The organism is Clostridium sp. CM028 (assembly GCF_030585565.1).
Lineage (GTDB): Bacteria > Bacillota > Clostridia > Clostridiales > Clostridiaceae > Clostridium_AD > Clostridium_AD estertheticum_B.
The window spans coordinates 337,819-357,033 of sequence record NZ_CP077766.1 but is presented as its reverse complement, the minus strand read 5'-3'; the positions used below and the strand labels follow the sequence as shown (position 1 = coordinate 357,033).

The window sequence follows — 19,215 nt, the reverse complement described above, 5'->3', positions numbered from 1 at the left end:
ACCTAACTTAAAGGATTAAATATTTTTTTCATTATTATACTTGTTCCCCTACCTTTATCAGACTTTACTTCTAAACTGTCCATAAAAGTCTCCATTACAGTAAAACCCATACCTGACCTCTCTAAATCTGGGCGGGAAGTATATAATGGTTGCCTAGCGAGTTCTAAATTGTCAATTCCTTTTCCTACATCTTCTATTATCACTGTTAGTTCAGTTCCATTAATAATAGCTTCTATATTAATCATTTCCTCTTCATTATCATATCCATGAATAATTGCATTAGTAACTGCTTCTGATACTGCTGTTTTAACGTCGGTAATTTCTTCAATTGTAGGATCTAATTGTGAAGCGAATGCTGCTACTGCTACTCTTGCAAAACTTTCATTCTGCGATTTACTTAAAAATTCAATTTTAATTCTATTGTAACACATACTAATCCCCCCACTAAATGTTGTTTACAGCTTGTTCAACGTCATCATATGACATAATAATCTTAAACATTCCTGACAATTCAAATACTCTTTTTACTGAAGATTTAATGTTAGTTACGCATACTTTCCCATTTTTCATATGTAACTTTTTGTATCTTCCAATGACCACACCAATACCGGAGCTGTCCATGAACGTCACATCTTTGAAATCCATAATTAATTTATTGTAGCTATCTCGTTCTAAACGATCATCTATAATGTTCCTTACTTCTTCAGCACTATGATGGTCTAGTTCTCCAAACATGTAAACTATCAATTTGTCCTCGCTATTTTCAAAATTTAAATGCATTTTCTTCCCCCCAAATCATTTTAAATTAAAATATTTTTTCAGTATTGCCTAAATAATGTACCTTTATTCTATATTCTATAACTTACATGATTTTCCTTCTTTTTTTATGTAATATTTTTTCATTTTTTTATGTTATACCCATTTTTATTAGATACTACAGTAAAATATGAAAATAAAAAGAAGCAGGATGACTAAATACAAAGTCACTGCTTCTTTTTACTATATCTTTAGTGTTTATTATATATTTTACTAAAACTTACAGTTAAATCTTTTTTCCCATTCCTCAATAAGTGAAGGTCTAAAGTCTGGATGAGCAATATTTATGAGCGACCTTGCTCTATCTCTTAATGTTTTACCTTTTAGCTCCGCAATACCATATTCAGTAATTACGTATTGTATTTCGTTTCTCAAAGTTGTAACCGCTGCTCCTTCATCAAGCAAAGGCGTAATTCTTGAAATCTTTCCTTTGCTTGCTGTAGAAGGCATTGCAATGATAGATTTACCGTCCTTTGCCATACTTGCACCTCTAATAAAGTCAACCTGTCCACCTGTCCCACTAAACTGAGTTAATCCAATAGTTTCTGCATTTACCTGTCCCATAAAATCTACTTGAATAGCAGAATTTATACAGACCATTTTACTGTTTTTTGCAATTATAGCCGGATCATTTACATAATCTACAGAATACATTTCAACCATTGGATTATTATCAACAAAGTCATAAAGTCTTTTAGTTCCCATGAGGAAAGTTACTACTATTTTCCCTGGATGAAGTGTCTTAGCTTTATTTGTTATAACTCCTGTTTCAACAAGTTCAACTACTCCGTCTGAAATCATTTCCGAATGTATACCTAAGTCCTTTTTATCCTTTAAAAACAAAAGTACTGCATCTGGAATAGCTCCTATTCCAAGTTGAAGTGTGGAACCATCCTCAACTAAAGAAGCACAATACTCTCCAATAGCTTTCTCAATATCTCCAATTTTAGGAGGATTAAGCTCTATTATTTGATGACTTACTTCTACAATATAATCAATATCAGAAATATGTATAAAAGAGTCTCCCATAGTTCTTGGCATTTTATTATTTACTTCTGCAATTACCATTTTTGCACATTCCGTTGCTGTCTTTGTATAATCAACAGATACACCGAAACTACAATAACCGTGTTCATCTGGTGCTGAAACTTGAACAATTGCCACATCTATTGGCAGATAGCCCTTCTTAAATAGCTCAGGTATCTTAGAAAAAAAACAAGGTGTAAAATCTGCTCTTCCATCTCTAATGGCTTCTCTTGTAGGAGCACCTGCAAATAAAGCATTGTGCTTAAAATGTTTTTCCATTCCAGTATTAGTATACTCAGCTTTTCCCATAGGAACCATGTGTGCAATTTCAACATTTTCATAAGCCTTACAATTAGCTACCATTGCAGCTATAATCTCTGTTGGCTCTCCACAAGCATGTCCTGTAACTACCCTATTTCCGGACTTTATTTTCCCTGCCGCTTGCTGCGCCGTAATCACCTTTGATTTATAGATTTCTTCTAAGTTCATACCAATCACTCTCCTAAATTATAAATTTTTGTTTTGACTATATATTAAATATTTTAATATCATAGTTTCAGTTTTTAAGGAAACGTTGTTATAAATAAGGTTATAATATTTCTTAAAATTTGTATTAGCACATTTTTGTTAGTATTTCAATGGATTATTGTGATTTATTTCACAAATATTAGAAAGCGAATTTACAGAAATTTATAAACTCCTGCATAATATATATACTAATATTTATTGTTCTTCCTGCATTTTTTAAACTTGTTCATTTTCACACCAATTCTAATTGGCTTATCTTTCCACTTATTATTCTTTTAGTATACACTAATTCTCTTAACTTGTATACCTAAATAAGGTTCTTTAATTATATCTATAACCATATTTCCCATGTATTTATTAAAATACATCAGTTTGAAACTTCATAACTCTTATTAGCCTTTTTTATTTTGTACAAAACTTAACAAAATAAAAAAGGCACTAAAACATAAAATAAATAGAAGCAGTATAATAAAATGTAAAATCACCTCGCTTCTATTCCTTTTATTCAAAAGTCTTTCTCTTGCTTATGCCTCCAATTCTTCATTTTCAAACAGCATAACATCAAATTTTGGTTTATTTCCTGATTGAATGATTATACAAAGTACAATGCCTGCTGCTAATCCCCAAGCTGCCCCTCTTGTTGCAACTACAGCAGCCATAACACCTGCAATACCTAGATCATTTGCTGTACGCGCCTTCAAAACTCCTACCCTTATAGAAACATACCCCTGTATTAGCATTGTAGATGCTAGTGCAATTCCTAAGATAGGTTTGCATAGGGAAACTATTGGTAAGAGTAAATATCCAGTAAGCGTACCGAATCTGAAGGAACCCGCTCCACCAAATATCGACTCCATAGACTCCTTGCCATGTTTATATCTTTCACAAATAACAACTTGCATTGCTGCCCATAGTGGTCCACACATTGTAAGATCTGGTCCTATTACAGACATTAGCATGTTACGAAGACCAAATATTATGTGAGATCTGTTCGGATTATAATCTATAAGTTCATCTGGTCGCTCCTTCTTACAGTCTCCTATTAACGCTTGAGATTGTATCATATCACCAAATAAAACTATATATGCAGAAATAACCATCGGTAGAGCATTTATAAACATTTTGACTGGAGGAAACCCTATATCTTTAGAAAAAAGGGTCCATTGTGTCCATAAAACTCCAAAAGCTGGTTTTGTTATACCCCATTCTACCTTAGGCCAAGCTGTTTCCCCAACTAAAGGCGCAAATATTATCGCAAGTGCTATAATTGGTAGTATGCCTAAATTAGATATTGCTTTTAAAATTTTATTTTTATTGCTAATACTTTTAAAATGATTTGAAAATAAAAGGTAGAAACCTAACCCTACACAAACAACAATAGAAATTGGAAATTGATCAAAACGAGCACCTTTTACAAATATAATATTTACAGCTGCAATACCAGCTCCAATTATAATGCCGGACTGCATAGCATTAGGAACAATGTGAACTATCTTCTTACCAAGTCCTGTAGCACCTAATAATAATGCTAAAGCTCCTAGACTCATTTCAAATGCAATTAATGCTTGTATTCTTTCAGGTCCTATGGCATAATCACTTACATAAAGAATGAGAAGTGGAATGGCTGGTGTAACCCACCCAGGCACAACTGGATCCCCTAAAAATACATGTGCACAATAAAATATACCATTTAACACAACAACTGCCATTGCTACTTCAAAAGGCATTCCTAAAAATTCCTGGAGCATTGGAATAGCTCCAAGACAAACCGCACACATCAGTAATCCTTGAATATAATCTGCCATTTGAAACTTATAGTGAATTCCAGGTATTCTTATCTTAAAAGGACCTGCAGGTATATATGGTTGTTCTTTCACAAACTCTTTTTTAATAGACATAAATTAACCTCCGATTTTATTTCCTACCACTTGTTCTGCCGTAATGACCTTTGATTTGTAAATATCTTCTAAGTTCATACCTATTACTATCCTAAATTATATTTTTTTTGTTTTGACTATATATTATCTAATTTAATATAGCTTTCACTTAGTAAGAAATCGTTACCAAAACCACTGTCATTTTAATATGTCTGAATGCATTTTTCTTAGTATTTCAATGAATTATTGTGATTATTTTCACAAATATTAGCAAAAAAATTTATAAATCCCTGTATAATACATATATCTTATTATTTAGTATATACTAAGTATCTTAACTTGTATACCTAAAAGAAATTCAGCATTTCATCTAAAAAAGCGCGACCCAAGAACATGAAAATAAATAGAATCAAGATAATTAAATACAAAATCACCCTGCTTCTATTCATTAATTTTTAGTAAAAATCTTTGGTATCATCAATAAGAATTTTTTAGAGTATAACTGTAATAACTTCATCCACAGGCTTTCTACGAGGGCTTTTATTTTCCTCTTCTAATGGTAATCCAATAGGGGTTAATGCCATTAATGAATATTCTTCTTTTTTAAAATTAAGCACATCTCCAATTTCTTTTGCAGCATAATTTGGACCTGTCATCCAGCATGTGCCATAGCCAAGACTCGCTGCTGCAAGTAATAAGTTTTCCATTGCGGCCGATGCTCCCTGTATTCCTGGTGCAGTATTAAAAAGTTCTTGTATATCATCTGCGCTTTCATTAATGGCCTTAAATTCTTCAAATCCTGTTGGTTTATAATTTCCAGCATATACTAGAATTAAGCAAGGAGCATTCCTAAATGCAATATGGTATTTTAAAGATTTAGTGAAAATTGCCTTAATATTTTCATCTACAATTTTAGATGCTATTTCTGAATTTTTATCTTCCACGACTTTTACAATTTCATTTATCTTTTCTTTATTTCTAATTATTACAAAGTGCCAATTCTGAACATTTTTACCCGATGGAGCGTGAATAGCCGCTTTAATAATCTCCTCTAAATCAATCATAGGAATAACTTCGTCCTTAAATTTTCGTATACTGTGTCTTTTATAAATAAAATCTAAATTCGACATGGAATACCTCCTAATTTTATATTGTATATCATATACTATAAAGAGAGAGGTTTAACCCTCTCTCCTTATATTTTAATACAAATTCTTATAAACGTCTCTAATTTCATCTCTGCTTAAAGGCACATAATTATTAGCTAAAAGTCTTGCCTGACCTACAATAACGCTATCCGCAAAGCCTTCAATATCTTCTACCTTCATACCGTAGTCTTTCAAAGGTTTTCTAGTTAATAATTTATCAAGTATGCTGGCAAGTGCTGCAAATACATCATCTTCACCATTTACATTTAAAATATCTGCAAGTATTTTTTTAATATCTTTAATTTTACCATTTGGATTTTTCTTATTATAAGTTCTAAATACTTCAACAAACATCTGGTAGTTTGCTTCTCCATGAGGAACGTGGTAAGTTCCACCAAGTGGATAAGAAAGTGCATGAACAGCACCAACTCCTGTGTTTCCAAAAGCAATACCAGCATAGTTACTACCTATTACAAAATCTTCAATTATTTCTTTTCTGTATTCTTCACCTTTTTCAATTATTTGAACGTATCCTTTTAAAATCAATTCCATTGCTTTAACACTAAATAATTCTGTGTATGGATTAGATTTTGGAGATACATAGGACTCAATAGCATGAATCAACGCATCAATTGAACTAGCAACAAAAAATCTGTATGGTAGTCCTTTAACTAGTTCTGGAATAAGTACTGCATGATCAGCTAATAATTCATCTGTAGCAAGGCCCATTTTTGTATGTTTAGCTTTAATTTCAGCTATAGATAAATTTGTAACTTCTGAACCCGTTCCAGCAGTTGTAGGAACTATTATAAGCTCTTTATCCTTTATAAGTGGAACTTTTTTCTCAAATAAATCTAATGCTGTATTATCACCTTTTATTACAAGAAGCTTTGCTATGTCAATAACACTACCGCCACCAACAGCAAAAATCCTTTTAAAAGTTTTCCCCTTAATAGTAGCGAGAACTGCATCAATTATTTCATCTGAAGGTTCTCCAACTCCATATTTTTCTAGGAAAACTACTTCAGCGTTAAGATTTAGGCTTCCGAAAAAAGGATTATATATAAATTCATTTGATAATACAAAATCTCCTTCACCGATATTAAAGGTTTCAGCAAAATCCTTTGCTGTATCAAACTTATGAATTTGTGACTTAATTGAAAATAATTTCATTATTTTACCTCCTATTTAATTTAATTTAATTTAGGAAATTAGGTTTCAACATAAATTGAAACCTAATAACTCTATATTATTTTGACCAAATTTCCTCTATAGTTGGAACCTTAGCATCCTTATTGAAATATCCTATTCTTGATATATTTATTAAGTGGTAATACGTAAAGTTTTCAGATATTGAATTATTTCCCCAAGATCCACAGCCAAGAGTTGTAGATGGATTGAATCCATTATTGAAACTTCCACCCGCTCCTGTTGATGATGTTTGATTAACAACTAATCTACTTATAGGTAATTCTTTTCCTGCATATTCAATATGATCATTATCATTTGAATGAACCGCTGTAGTATGACCTGCGCCTTCATATAAAAGGTTAGTTTTAGCTAGTTCTACTGCTTCTTCAAAAGTATTGTAAGTCATTGTGATCATAAATGGGAACATTTTTTCCTTGTTAAGTACATCTAGTGATCCTATTCCTTTAGTTTTTAGTATAACTACTTTAGTATCTTCAGGAACCATAACTCCTGCCATATCAGCAATAAATTGAACTGATTGACCAACAAGTTTGCCATTTATACTTCCACCTGGGAACATAACCTTTCTAAACTTATCAATTGTTGCTTCATCTTCAATGTAGTATGCACCATTATCAACAAATGCCTTCATTATTTCAGAATGTTTTTCAACTGGAGCAATAATTGATTGTTCTCCAGAACAGATGATACCATTATCAAACTTTCTTCCTGCTATAATATCTTTAGCGGCTTTATCAAAATCATAATCTCTATCAATAATAACTTGAACATTTCCTGCTCCTACTCCGAATGCTGGTTTTCCGCTTGCGTAAGCAGCCCTTACCATTCCCATTCCGCCAGTAGCTACAACTGTATCAGCAGCTGCCATTAATTCTCCAGTTAATTCAACAGATGGTTCTGATATTATTTGAATTAAATTTTCTGGTGCTCCTAGTTTCCTTAATTCATCATTCATTAGTTTAACAGCATGTGCTGAGCAATCCTTAGATCTTGGGTGTGGAGCAACAATAATTGCATTTCTTCCTTTTAATGCAAACATGGCATTACACATAGGTGTAACTATTGGATTTGTAGTTGGTGTAATAGAAGCTATAACTCCCTTTGGCTTAGCAACTAGTACTATTCCTTCTTTTCCTTCTTCTGCTCCAATGATATCTACAGATTTTTTACCTTTTAAACTGTTCCATATAGTCTTTGACTTACCCATGTTCTTAGCTACCTTATCTTCATAAACTCCCATTCTTGTTTCAGTTACCGCTTCTTTTGCAAGTATTTCAGCATTATCAAATATAACCTTACCAATAACTCTAACTAAATCATCCACCTGTTCTTGATTATAATTTGCAATACCTGCTTGAGCTGTCTTTGCCTTAATCATCATTTCATTTATATATGCCTTGTTATCCATTTTATCTTCCTCCTATTTGTTTTATATTGTTTTATATATTTATATATTTTTTTATATTAACTTACTATTAGATTATCATATTATTTAACGAAAATACATTTTATAATTCTTTATTCATCTTCATTGTACCTGTTTCCATAAACCTTACATGCCAGGATAGCGCATCGCATAACACATGAGGGGTATGCTTTCCAGCACAACATTCTGCTTTCTCCAAGTATTCCAAAAGTTGTGGCCTATAGTCCGGATGAGCACAATTATTAATAATCGCAACTGCCCTTTCCTTTGGGCTCTTACCTCTTAAATCTGCGGTGCCTTGTTCAGTAACAATTACCATAACATTGTGTTCTGTATGATCTACATGCGAAACTATTGGAACTATTGAAGATATATCTCCACCCTTGGCTATAGATTCTGTTGTAAATATGGTTAAAGAAGCATTTCCTGCAAAATCTCCAGAGCCACCTATTCCATTCATCATCTTTGTACCCATAACATGAGTTGAATTAACATTACCATATATATCAACCTCTAAAGCTGTATTCATAGCAATAACTCCAAGCCTTCGAATAACTTCTGGATTATTACTTATTTCCTGAGGCCTCAATACAATTTTATCTTTTAAACTGCCAACGTCACGTCTAAAAGCTTCCATTCCAGTTGGTGAAGGGCTTAATGCTGTAGCTGAAACCATTTCTGCTTTGCCACATCTTATAAGATCAAGCATAGAATCCTGTATTACCTCTGTATAGCAGGTAAGCTTTTTCAAATTAGTTTCACAAAGTCCTGCAAGCACTGCATTCGCTACATTCCCAACTCCTGATTGCAAAGGTAATAAATTTTCTGGGAGCCTTCCTTCTTTAACTTCATTTTCAAGAAAATTTATTAAGTTTTTTGAAATTGCTTTAGAAGTTTCATCAATAGGTTTTAACGCTCTTGTTTTATCAGATGTATTTGTCATCACAACTGCAGCAATTTTTTCAAGTTTACAAGGTATATAAGTTGTTCCAATCCTATCTCCCGGATGTGTTATTGGAATTGGCTTCCTGAAGGGAGGATTTTCTAACGTATAAATATCTGCAATACCTTCTAATGACAATGGCTGATTTTCATTAACTTCAATAATAACCATATCTGCATTTTCCACATAAGTAGCAGCATTCCCCACTGCTGTTGTAGGGATTATGTTGCCTTCTTCCGTAATTGCCAAAGCTTCTATAATTGCAACATTAACTTTAGGTAAAAATCCATAATTTACAAATTGAGGCATACAGCTTAAATTCATATCAATATACTCTGTAAGCCCTTTATTAATGCAGTTTCTTAAATTGCTGTTAGTTTGATAGGGCATTCTTTTTGAAATTATACCCGCCTCAGTCCAAGCTCCATCTATTTCTGCACCAACAGACGCACCTGTATACAATGTGAGTTTCATTTTTTCGCCAGTACTTTTAACTCTTTGCGCAAGAGCTAAAGGAACATCCTTAGGATAACCTGATGGAGTAAACCCACTTACTCCAACTACCATTCCATCTTTTATTAGACCCGCTGCTTCCTGCGCAGAAACTACTTTTTTCATAACTTCTTGACTTCTTATTCTTGCATTTTCCAAAATTACACCTCCAGTTTATATTAACTGTAAAAGATTATCTTAAGTATTTAGTTAGTAACTACTTGAGAAATCTCTGAAGCTCGCTTAGATTTAAATGCAATATACGAGCTCACAATAATAAATCCAATTCCTATAACTATATTTAATTCAAGCTTCTCTCCAAGTATCATTACAGCAAGCATAGTAGCTAAAGCAGGCTTTATTAAAAATACTAAGGATGCTGTAACTGCTGATGTTAACCTTATTGCTCCAAGGTAGAATACATATCCAAGTGCCTTTATAAATAGGCCCATGTACACGAGTACTAAACCTGCATTACCATCAATTCCTTTGAATATAGGTCTTCCTGTAGCTAAAAGTATTATTAATACAAAGAATGCTCCAATATAGAATGCTATACAGTTAAATACATAACCACCGTATTGATTTATTCTAATTTTGCTAATTACTGTAAATAGCGACCAGGCTATAGCTGCACCTAATGCAAGTGTTATTCCTAACAAATTAGAAGATTCACCATTCATTCCTGCTACCATTTTTGATGGATTGAAAATTATAATAACACCTAAAATACCTACCAAAAGAGATATTAATGTTGCTTTATTAATCTTTTCTTTTAAAATTAAATAAGCAAAGGGTACTGTAAATATCGCATTTGAACTAAATATAACCGCTGAAGTTGAAGCTAGAGTATATTTACCTGCAAATGATAACAGCGCCATTGAGATGGGTATACATAGTGCACCATTTAATGCAAAGTAGCCAACATCATTTATACCAAGCTTTAACTTCTTAGCTTTAATATCTTTTATTGCAAATGGAGTTAATAGTATTGCGCCGATTGTGAATATTAGAAATGTAATTTGAAATGAATCCATTCCATTTTTTACTAGCATTTTATTTGCAATTTCCTGAGTGCTGTATAGTAGAGCAGTTAGAATAATATACACATAACCTTTCCTCATTTGTTTCCCCCTATAATTTGCATTTAATTTTGGAATTTGGCTTTAAATCTCTTTTCCCATTCTTGCATAAGTGAAGGTCTAAAGTCTGGATGAGAAATATTTATGAGAGACCTTGCTCTATCTCTTAATGTTTTACCTTTTAGCTCTGCAATACCATACTCAGTAACTACGTATTGCACTTCGTTTCTCAAAGTTGTAACCGCTGCTCCTTCATCAAGCATTGGTTTAATTCTGGAAATCTTTCCTTTGCTTGCTGTAGACGGCATGGCAATAATAGATTTTCCATCCTTTGCCATAGCTGCACCTCTAATAAAATCAACTTGTCCACCAGTTCCACTAAACTGAGTTAAACCTATAGTTTCTGCATTGACCTGCCCCATAAGATCTACTTGAATAGCAGAATTTATACAAACCATTTTATTATTTTTTGAAATTATAACCGGATCATTTACATAATCTACAGAATACATTTCAACCATTGGATTATTATCAACAAAGTCATAAAGTCTTTTGGTTCCCATAAGGAAAGTTACTACTATTTTCCCTGGATGAATTGTCTTAGCCTGATTTGTTACAACTCCTGTTTCAACAAGTTCAACTACTCCGTCTGAAATCATTTCCGAATGTATGCCTAAGTCTTTTTTGTCTTTTAAAAATAAAAGTACTGCATCTGGAATAGCTCCTATTCCAAGTTGAAGTGTGGAACCATCCTCAACTAAAGAAGCACAATACTCTCCAATAGCTTTCTCAACATCTCCAATTTTAGGAGGATTAAGCTCTATTATTTGATGACTTACTTCTACAATATAATCAATATCAGAAATATGTATAAAAGAGTCTCCCATAGTTCTTGGCATTTTATTATTTACTTCTGCAATTACCATTTTTGCACATTCCGTTGCAGTCTTTGTATAATCAATAGATACACCGAAACTACAACAACCGTGCTCATCTGGTGCTGAAACTTGAACAATTGCCACATCTATTGGTAGATAACCATTTTTAAATAGATCAGGTACCTTAGAAAAAAAACATGGTGTAAAATCTGCTCTTCCTGAGCTTACTGACTCCCTTGTAGTTCCCCCTACAAATAACGAGTTATGTCTAAAGTGTTTTTCCATGCCTGGCTTTGCATATTCACTTTTACTCATTGCCACCATATGTACGATTTCAACATTTTCATAAGCCTTACTATTAGCTACCATTGCAGCTATAACATCTGTTGGCTCTCCGCAAGCATGTCCTGTAACTATCCTATTTCCTGACTTTATTTTCCCTGCTGCTTGCTCCGCCGTAATAACCTTTGATTTATAAATTTCTTCTAAGTTCATAATTATCACTCTCCCCAATTACAAAACTTTGATTTTGTCTATAATATTAAGCAATTTTCTGTTATCGTTTTCACAAGTTATATATACTTTTTCATATTTAGCTTCAAGATTTTGGTGACTCGCACAAGCACTGGTACATCCACATAAAATAACAACCACATCATAAATAATCCCGTGTTTTGCCGTTTCAATACTGTGCGCTTTGCCAATATATTTCTTTAATTTTGACACTACCCCTGGCCTATCATAAGTTGGATTACATCCTCCACAATATTTAATACCAATTTTCATTAATTCCCTCTATTACCCTTACTTAAAAATTTTCTAGCTTGTTCTAATAACTCTTCGCTTACTTCATTTTTAAGTATTACCTTTTTAATGCTAGGAATTGCTTCTTTAAGTGCAACTTCAACCACATCTTCAATGGTAAATTTTGCAGATAAACATCCCTTACATTGCCCCAAAAGCTTAACCTCAACTATTCCATCGTCGAAGCTAACAAGTTCAATATTTCCATAGTGATCTTTTAGCTTTGGTCTGACATTCATCTCAAGGATTTTTTCAATTTCAGCAAACATTACGTCACTCCATTCTTTTAAATATATGCGGGGTGGGTTACCCCTTATATATTTAAGGTTTTCATATTATGAAAAATGTATTTTATAAATAATTTATTCTTTTATTCTAGCTATCACTTTTGCTAAGGCCTTTTTATGGGCTAAATTGCTTTGTCTTGCTATCATTATTCTTTGAGCCTGTGGTGAACCTGCACCATGCATTGATTCTGTTCTGTAACCAACTGCCGCGGTTCCAAGTGCTAAGTTTTCTATTAATCTTAATATTCTCATTCTATTTTCAGTTGAAACAGATGCAACACCTTTTAAATATTTTTCAAGATAAGGTCCGGTTATTGGATCTTTAAAATCTTTATCTGCAGGCATAGTTACCATTAATCCTCCAGCGATATCTTCAGCAAGTCTTACTATTTCATATGGGAATCTTGTAACATTTTGCTTACATACATTAGCAAGTAACAAATCTATTATATAATTACCTGATTCAGTTTTATGACCTTCTGCAGAACATGCAATTCCACAAGCGTATAGTGTTTCATTTAGGTGAGTCATTTCTATTAATTTATCTTTAATATGTGATACTCTATTAGTTCCATTATAATCTGCTGCAAGTGCCGTAGCGCCAATAAGCACATCACCTACGCCAACTTTACATCCGCCATAACTTTGTCTATGGTATCCTGCAAATCTTTCAACAAGCATACCTGCAAATTCTGTTTCTCCATTTAAGAATATTCGTTCATTTGGTACGAATACATCATCAAAGATAGTTAAAGCTTCTACTCCACCATAATTATAATTTCCAACATCGATATCTGCGCCTTCTTCACTTTTTCTTGTATCGCAGGATTGACGTCCAAGAATCATAATAATGCCTTCTGTGTTTGTTGGCACTGAAAATGATACTGCATAGTCCTTATCCTCTGGTCTCATAGCAATAGTTGGCATAACTAAAACTTCGTGAGAATTACATATACCAGTTTGATGAGCCTTTGCCCCTCTGACTACAATACCATCAGGTCTTCTTTCAACTACCCTAAGATACATATCTGGATCTTCTTGTTTTGATATTGATAGACCTCTATCTCCTTTTGGATCTGTCATTGCTCCATCTACTATTAAATCATTTTCGTGAATATATTTTAAAAACTTTTTAAATCTTTCATGATACTCCGTTCCACAAGCTTTATCTATTTCATAAGTAGTACTATATTCAGAGTTAAATGCATCCATGCCAACACATCTTTGGAAGCATGAAGCGGTTTTTTGTCCACATAATCTTTGCATTTTAACTTTTTTAACTAGATCCTCTGTGCTTTGATGTATATTAGCAAATCTGTTAATTTTTTCACCTGTAATTATTGAAGTAGATGTCAATAAATCTTCATATTCAGGCATTTGTGCCAAATCATAAGTCATTTTAACTGAATTCATTGAAGGCCTAATTATAGGGTTATCTACTACATTTTCTACTTTTTCTCCAAACATATAAACTTTTAAATTCAATTCTCTAAGACTTTCTACGTATTGTTCGCCAGTCATTAATCCCATTAAAACCATTCCCCTCACATGTGTATTTTATGTAACTTTACATTTACATATGTAGCAATACCTGTGCCAAAGTTACAAATATGTGATATGTTTTCTTAAATACTATTATATTAATGTATTTTAATGAATTATTGTGATTGTTTTAACAGATATATTTATAAAAAAAATAATATATCTGTGAAAACAATCACAAATATATTATTTTTTATTAATATCTGTTGCATAAAGGCAACAGATATTAGAAACTCAACCGACAGAATTCTATAAACTCGTGCATACTATATGAGATTTAGAAGGTAATTACTTGTTTTTGCATTTTTGCAACACGTTTCATTTTTGCAACGCTTCTTTTCCAAAATATTTTTTACGCTTTCTAACAAAAGTAGAGGCATCAATTCCAAGTATTTTTGCAGCACCCCTGACATTACCAGCATTATCAAACGCTTGGCTAATAAGTTTAGCTTCAACTTTTCCAACTGCCTCTTTTAAATTACATGCATCCCCGCATTCAATATTTCTCTCCATAACATTCGAAGAGGTTTTAATCGACAAATCACTTTGGAATATTTTATCACTACTACTCATCACTATAACCCTTTCTACAATATTTTTAAGTTCACGGACATTACCCGGCCAACTGTAATTATAAAGTGTATTCATCGCCTCAATCGTGAAAGTTTTCTCAAAGTTATATTTTTTATTTAATTGAGATAAGAAATGTTGGACTAAAGGAACAATATCCTCTTTCCTATCCCTTAGTGGTGGGATAGTAAGAGGGACCACATTTAAACGATAATATAAATCTGATCTAAATGATTTCTCTTTAGTCATATCTTCTAAGTTCCTATTAGTAGCTGCTAATACTCTTACATCAATTTTAATTGATTTAACCGACCCCACTCTTTCCACTTCGCCCTCTTGAAGTACATTAAGTAGCTTAACTTGTATATTCAAAGGAAGTTCTCCAATTTCATCCAAAAAAACTGTACCTCCATCTGCTACTTCAAAAAGTCCCATTTTGCCTTCCTTATTAGCCCCTGTGAACGCCCCTTTTACATATCCAAAGAGCTCAGATTCTATAAGATTTTGAGGGATTGCTCCACAATTAATTTTTATAAAATTTTTATTCTGTCTCGTACTATTTTTATGTAAAAACTTAGCGATTTCTTCCTTTCCAACTCCAGTTTCTCCTAATATTAAAACAGTAGTATCCACACTAGCTACTCTTTTAGCAACCTCCAATAAATCTATCATCGCTTTATCCTTAGCAACCATATCTGACAAATTTAAATATTGAATTCTCATAGTTTCTATCTCTGAATAATACTTTTCTGTAAGCTTCCTATTTTTAGTTAGCTGTTCTTCTAATTCGTATAATTCCGTTATATCTCGTACATTTGTAACCACCATGCTTATATTACCCTTATCATCAAATATAGGATTACTAGAAACCAATACTTTTTTACCAGTACTAAATTCCTGCTCAATGGTATTAGATTTTCTATTTTTTAATACCATAAGAGTAGCTGATTTAGATATGTATCCCTCTTTTTCAAGTTCATACATATTCCTATTAATCATACCTTTTCTTTGTATACCTGTTATGGTTTCATAAGATTTATTAATCTTTAACGTATTAGCTTTACCATCGGTTATGTAAATACCATCAAATGACGATTCAATAATTGCATCTAATTCTGTGCAATTAAGGATTGCATTGCCACATTCTTCCGTACAATTTAATCTTTGCTTTAGCTCACTTATTTTTTCTGATTGATTATCAAAACCTCGCTTTAACATATTATTCACACTAAAACAGCCAACAAATTTACCAACTGAATTTTCAACTCCCAAATAACTTTCCTTCGCATCAACATAATCCTGTATTTTATCATCCTCATTGATAATATTTTCTTTACCACGTGAAAGATATTTAATACATATATTAGGGCTTGTACCCTCAATAAAATTCTTAATTATGTCATTTTTCGTTATAACACCAACCAAAATTTCTTTTTCATCTAATATAGGTATAACTTCAACTTCATTATTACTAAATAACTGCGACGCCTCATAAAAAGTATTATTTTCTTTAAGTATGAAATCACATTTTATCATAACATCCCTTACTTTCATAAAAACACCTCTCAATCTATAAAAAATTAAGCTATTCATTATTTATAGATTACATAGCTTAATTTTATTATATCAGAAAAAGCATAATTTAATGTGACTATTCAACTACTGTTTTAAGTAAAACGTATATATGTTATGCCATTCTCTCAATTATAGATTATCTTAATACTAAAACCTCAGCTTTTCCCTTTATAACTATTTCGTCTTGTTCATTTAGACAAAATGTGTCAAGTAATAGTATTTTCTTTTTTTCATTTATTTTAGTTATAATAGCCTTCGCTTTGATTGTATCCCCAATTCTTACTGGTTTTAAAAACTCGAAGCTCTGCCTTAAATATATATTACCGCCTCCAGGTAATTTTGTTCCAAGCAAAGCTGAAATCATTCCTCCAACTAATTGTCCATGAACGATTCTACCCTTAAAAAATGATTTTTTAGCTTTTTCCTCATCCATATGCACATAATTATAATCTCCAGTAATTCTTGCATAAGATTCTACTTCAGCCTCTGTAAATCTCTTTATATACTCCTCGCTTTGACCTACATAAAAACTTTTAAAATCTGCCATTTTCTCCCCCCCCATTGCAAAATAGGATTTAAATCATTCCCTTTGTATTAAGGGAGCACCACCTAACTAATTCGCTTATTATTAAACTTCCATCCCATGGAGAATCATAGAAATTCATGTATCCAATTTTCACAACTCTATCTACTCCAAAAGTCGTCACTCTATCTGCAAACTCTAAAGTCTTATTACTATTCTTTGAGGCTATCCCAATGGTTTGTATGTTTTTAGTAATTAAAGGGCATACATCCAATATATCATCCACCTCTTTTATAAATATAGTTCGTCCTGTAATTGCTTCTTCAAGCTTTACTTCACTATCAATTAGTATTGTATATTGAAGTCCCTTACTCATATAAGTAAGCTTATTGATACTTAGTAGATATTCACCTCTTTTATTAATTATTTTAGCAGCTATAGCCTCCTCTAAATCTAAATTAGTATATCTTTTAGTAATCTTCTCAAATTTCCGACTTAATATTTTCGCTATTTCTTCTACAGTTAGTTTACTTTTCTCTAAAAACAATACCTGAGGTGAAGAACATGATTTTTGATTAAATGCAATTATATCTGTAACCAGATTTTCTAAGTATTCTTCAAAGTCATCACTTTCAATAGCTGATCTATCAAAAACTGCAAAAGAATACTTAGGCCCAAAAATTAAATCCTTACAAGTAGTTTTTTTAGGTAAAAGAGAAATAGCATCTACTGCTGTTTTATTACCCCAAACTATTCGTGCATCGGCTTTTAAAGACATTTGAGAATTAAGATACTTATCGCCACTATTAAAATAAACAAGGGCAATATTTTTCAATATAATCTTAGAAGAATAAGCTTCCCCGCCATACTCAACCTCAATATTGTCCAAAAGTTTTAATAGTTCATATACTGTACTGACACTTTCTTTAGATACTCTTAGGATATTACTATTTTTGCATATTATACTCTGAATCACTGAATAGATACCTAGGGTAGGTACATTCCCAGCCATCCAATGACACACTAAACCCTTTGGCTGTGCTTTGATGTATTTTTCATTCTCTACCTGCACAAAATTATTTAGATATTCAATATTTGATAAGTTAAGTTTTAACTGTTTTTCCATATTTATTTTCTTTAAATAAAAACATAAGAACGGAACCCCTTCCATTCTTAATATTTCTCTGTTTATTGCAATTCTCTTGCTATATTCATTTATAATAAGTATTATAACTTGCACTGGGAATTCATGAAGTTTATTGAAATTCTTATTTAAGCAAGTTTCTAATTCATGAAAGTCCTCAAATTTTAGTCCCTTTTCATAAAACTCTCCATTTAGCTCGTAACAATTTATCATTTACCTACCTCCCTTTCTGCAAATGTATCTCCACAGCCTCTAATTTCAGCCTTGTCTACTCGTGACTTAAATCTAAAATACTTGCCTCGTCTACCACAAGGGCAATCATCCACGCCTATAAATTTCCCAATATCCTCAGTAAGAATAGCCTGCGATGGATAGCTAGAGCCCAAAACACTCATAACCTCTATAAGCCCTTCTTCACCAAAATTCACTTCTTCTAAAGTCTGTATATCCCTTATAATAACCTCTGCAAAATTTGGTACATGCTTATGCCCACACTGGCAATCAATAAAAACTACTCCTAACTGTTCCACCATTCCATAAAAGTCTATAATATTATCTTTACTTGTGTTAAATATCTGCGCAGCAGTCTCTGAAAACACTTCCTTTTCCACCTTTTCAGAAATAAGTTTTTTCCAACCTCCGCTATGTAACAGCTTTAACTTTGGCATGTCTAATTTTATTCCTTCCTGCTTTAATACTTTTAAAAATTTCGACCACACTATATAAGTAAATCCATAAACTAAAACTTCCTCATCTTTATATTTTCTTTCAAAGTCGCGAAGCCTATCTATATTTAATTTAAGTTCCCCTTCTTCTTTATCCATAATATAAAACATCTTGCTCGCAAAAGTGCTTACCCCTCTAATAGCAGCACCACGTGCAGTCATTCCATTCCCTCTTTTATTACTGTCTGCGTTATCTATAATAAGCATCGGTCTTCGCATTCTTCCTAAAAAACTTGTTAACGTACTTATTAAAGCTTGCGTTTGTCTTATTGAAGTCTTTTTATCCAAATATATTTTACTAGGAACTCCTGTGGTGGTAGCACTAGATTGTAACACCCTAACTACTTGCTCCTCCTTACATATTCTGAGATGGAAAGATTTAAACATATTTACAGGGATATATGGTACCTGTTCTAACGTTTTAATTTTATTAATGTCTACATTTAATTTATTATACATAGCTTTTATACTTAAATTTTCCTTATTGTGTTCTAATTGAGGTAACATAATATTTAAAAGCAACTTTTCCTTTTTTTTCAGCTCTATATTAAACTGCGCTCCAAGCACTAGTTCATCTATTAATTCTAAATCCTCCACTTACTTCACCCTCTTACTAT

Annotated in this window: 17 protein-coding genes; all 17 read right to left on the bottom strand. The window is 32.4% G+C overall.

Going from position 1 to position 19,215, the window contains the following annotated elements:
* Nucleotides 1–2: 2 nt before the first annotated feature.
* On the bottom strand, nucleotides 3–431 hold the full coding sequence (spoIIAB, locus tag KTC94_RS01715) for an anti-sigma F factor (RefSeq protein WP_165413395.1): 429 nt from the start codon (nucleotides 429–431) through the stop codon (nucleotides 3–5).
* A gap of 13 nt (nucleotides 432–444) precedes the next feature.
* Nucleotides 445–780, bottom strand: coding sequence for an anti-sigma F factor antagonist (spoIIAA, locus tag KTC94_RS01710; protein WP_165413394.1), 336 nt, complete (start codon nucleotides 778–780; stop codon nucleotides 445–447).
* Nucleotides 781–1,029: 249 nt separating this feature from the next.
* Entirely contained in the window at nucleotides 1,030–2,331 is a 1,302-nt protein-coding gene (locus KTC94_RS01705; RefSeq protein ID WP_216303695.1) for an acetyl-CoA hydrolase/transferase family protein, read from the bottom strand.
* A gap of 563 nt (nucleotides 2,332–2,894) precedes the next feature.
* Nucleotides 2,895–4,268: a hypothetical protein gene (locus tag KTC94_RS01700; RefSeq protein ID WP_216303696.1), complete on the bottom strand. Its 1,374-nt coding sequence runs from the start codon at nucleotides 4,266–4,268 to the stop codon at nucleotides 2,895–2,897.
* 470 nt (nucleotides 4,269–4,738) lie between these two features.
* Nucleotides 4,739–5,377, bottom strand: coding sequence for a nitroreductase family protein (locus tag KTC94_RS01695; RefSeq protein ID WP_220285843.1), 639 nt, complete (start codon nucleotides 5,375–5,377; stop codon nucleotides 4,739–4,741).
* 72 nt (nucleotides 5,378–5,449) lie between these two features.
* Nucleotides 5,450–6,568: a 4-hydroxybutyrate dehydrogenase gene (locus KTC94_RS01690; RefSeq protein ID WP_216303698.1), complete on the bottom strand. Its 1,119-nt coding sequence runs from the start codon at nucleotides 6,566–6,568 to the stop codon at nucleotides 5,450–5,452.
* 76 nt (nucleotides 6,569–6,644) lie between these two features.
* The gene (locus KTC94_RS01685) at nucleotides 6,645–8,015 is read right to left on the bottom strand and encodes an aldehyde dehydrogenase family protein (RefSeq protein ID WP_216303699.1); all 1,371 of its coding nucleotides are present in this window, start codon (nucleotides 8,013–8,015) and stop codon (nucleotides 6,645–6,647) included.
* A gap of 100 nt (nucleotides 8,016–8,115) precedes the next feature.
* Complete coding sequence (locus KTC94_RS01680; RefSeq protein WP_216303726.1) at nucleotides 8,116–9,594, bottom strand: acetyl-CoA hydrolase/transferase family protein; 1,479 nt, start codon at nucleotides 9,592–9,594, stop codon at nucleotides 8,116–8,118.
* 80 nt (nucleotides 9,595–9,674) lie between these two features.
* Nucleotides 9,675–10,592 (bottom strand): DMT family transporter, encoded by a 918-nt coding sequence (locus tag KTC94_RS01675; protein WP_165413388.1) that lies wholly within the window; start codon nucleotides 10,590–10,592, stop codon nucleotides 9,675–9,677.
* Between the two features lie 23 nt (nucleotides 10,593–10,615).
* Nucleotides 10,616–11,923 carry an acetyl-CoA hydrolase/transferase family protein gene (locus tag KTC94_RS01670; RefSeq protein WP_220319529.1) on the bottom strand — a complete coding sequence of 436 codons (1,308 nt, stop codon included), beginning with the start codon at nucleotides 11,921–11,923 and terminating at the stop codon, nucleotides 10,616–10,618.
* Between the two features lie 18 nt (nucleotides 11,924–11,941).
* Complete coding sequence (locus KTC94_RS01665; RefSeq protein WP_216303701.1) at nucleotides 11,942–12,214, bottom strand: hypothetical protein; 273 nt, start codon at nucleotides 12,212–12,214, stop codon at nucleotides 11,942–11,944.
* Nucleotides 12,214–12,501 carry a NifU family protein gene (locus KTC94_RS01660; protein WP_216303702.1) on the bottom strand — a complete coding sequence of 96 codons (288 nt, stop codon included), beginning with the start codon at nucleotides 12,499–12,501 and terminating at the stop codon, nucleotides 12,214–12,216. The genes KTC94_RS01665 and KTC94_RS01660 overlap by 1 nt, the downstream gene beginning before the upstream one ends.
* A 93-nt stretch (nucleotides 12,502–12,594) precedes the next feature.
* The gene (locus KTC94_RS01655) at nucleotides 12,595–14,049 is read right to left on the bottom strand and encodes a 4-hydroxyphenylacetate 3-hydroxylase family protein (RefSeq protein WP_216303703.1); all 1,455 of its coding nucleotides are present in this window, start codon (nucleotides 14,047–14,049) and stop codon (nucleotides 12,595–12,597) included.
* Nucleotides 14,050–14,379: 330 nt separating this feature from the next.
* On the bottom strand, nucleotides 14,380–16,185 hold the full coding sequence (locus KTC94_RS01650) for a sigma 54-interacting transcriptional regulator (RefSeq protein ID WP_216303704.1): 1,806 nt from the start codon (nucleotides 16,183–16,185) through the stop codon (nucleotides 14,380–14,382).
* 157 nt (nucleotides 16,186–16,342) lie between these two features.
* Entirely contained in the window at nucleotides 16,343–16,753 is a 411-nt protein-coding gene (locus KTC94_RS01640; RefSeq protein ID WP_220285846.1) for a MaoC family dehydratase, read from the bottom strand.
* 28 nt (nucleotides 16,754–16,781) lie between these two features.
* Nucleotides 16,782–18,086, bottom strand: coding sequence for an acyl-CoA reductase (locus KTC94_RS01635; RefSeq protein WP_220285847.1), 1,305 nt, complete (start codon nucleotides 18,084–18,086; stop codon nucleotides 16,782–16,784).
* Nucleotides 18,083–19,195: an acyl-protein synthetase gene (locus KTC94_RS01630; RefSeq protein ID WP_216303706.1), complete on the bottom strand. Its 1,113-nt coding sequence runs from the start codon at nucleotides 19,193–19,195 to the stop codon at nucleotides 18,083–18,085. The genes KTC94_RS01635 and KTC94_RS01630 overlap by 4 nt, the downstream gene beginning before the upstream one ends.
* Between the last annotated feature and the right edge of the window lie 20 nt (nucleotides 19,196–19,215).

Excerpts from the sequence above, each read along its gene's own strand:
- spoIIAA (WP_165413394.1), bottom strand. The coding sequence starts at position 780 with ATGCATTTAAATTTTGAAAATAGCGAGGACAAATTGATAGTTTACATG.
- KTC94_RS01660 (WP_216303702.1), bottom strand. The coding sequence starts at position 12,501 with ATGTTTGCTGAAATTGAAAAAATCCTTGAGATGAATGTCAGACCAAAG.
- KTC94_RS01685 (WP_216303699.1), bottom strand. The coding sequence starts at position 8,015 with ATGGATAACAAGGCATATATAAATGAAATGATGATTAAGGCAAAGACA.
- KTC94_RS01640 (WP_220285846.1), bottom strand. The coding sequence starts at position 16,753 with ATGGCAGATTTTAAAAGTTTTTATGTAGGTCAAAGCGAGGAGTATATA.
- KTC94_RS01635 (WP_220285847.1), bottom strand. The coding sequence starts at position 18,086 with ATGATAAATTGTTACGAGCTAAATGGAGAGTTTTATGAAAAGGGACTA.
- KTC94_RS01670 (WP_220319529.1), bottom strand. The coding sequence starts at position 11,923 with ATGAACTTAGAAGAAATTTATAAATCAAAGGTTATTACGGCGGAGCAA.
- KTC94_RS01680 (WP_216303726.1), bottom strand. The coding sequence starts at position 9,594 with ATGAAAAAAGTAGTTTCTGCGCAGGAAGCAGCGGGTCTAATAAAAGAT.
- KTC94_RS01665 (WP_216303701.1), bottom strand. The coding sequence starts at position 12,214 with ATGAAAATTGGTATTAAATATTGTGGAGGATGTAATCCAACTTATGAT.
- KTC94_RS01700 (WP_216303696.1), bottom strand. The coding sequence starts at position 4,268 with ATGTCTATTAAAAAAGAGTTTGTGAAAGAACAACCATATATACCTGCA.
- KTC94_RS01655 (WP_216303703.1), bottom strand. The coding sequence starts at position 14,049 with ATGGGATTAATGACTGGCGAACAATACGTAGAAAGTCTTAGAGAATTG.
- spoIIAB (WP_165413395.1), bottom strand. The coding sequence starts at position 431 with ATGTGTTACAATAGAATTAAAATTGAATTTTTAAGTAAATCGCAGAAT.
- KTC94_RS01705 (WP_216303695.1), bottom strand. The coding sequence starts at position 2,331 with ATGAACTTAGAAGAAATCTATAAATCAAAGGTGATTACGGCGCAGCAA.
- KTC94_RS01675 (WP_165413388.1), bottom strand. The coding sequence starts at position 10,592 with ATGAGGAAAGGTTATGTGTATATTATTCTAACTGCTCTACTATACAGC.
- KTC94_RS01650 (WP_216303704.1), bottom strand. The coding sequence starts at position 16,185 with ATGAAAGTAAGGGATGTTATGATAAAATGTGATTTCATACTTAAAGAA.
- KTC94_RS01690 (WP_216303698.1), bottom strand. The coding sequence starts at position 6,568 with ATGAAATTATTTTCAATTAAGTCACAAATTCATAAGTTTGATACAGCA.
- KTC94_RS01695 (WP_220285843.1), bottom strand. The coding sequence starts at position 5,377 with ATGTCGAATTTAGATTTTATTTATAAAAGACACAGTATACGAAAATTT.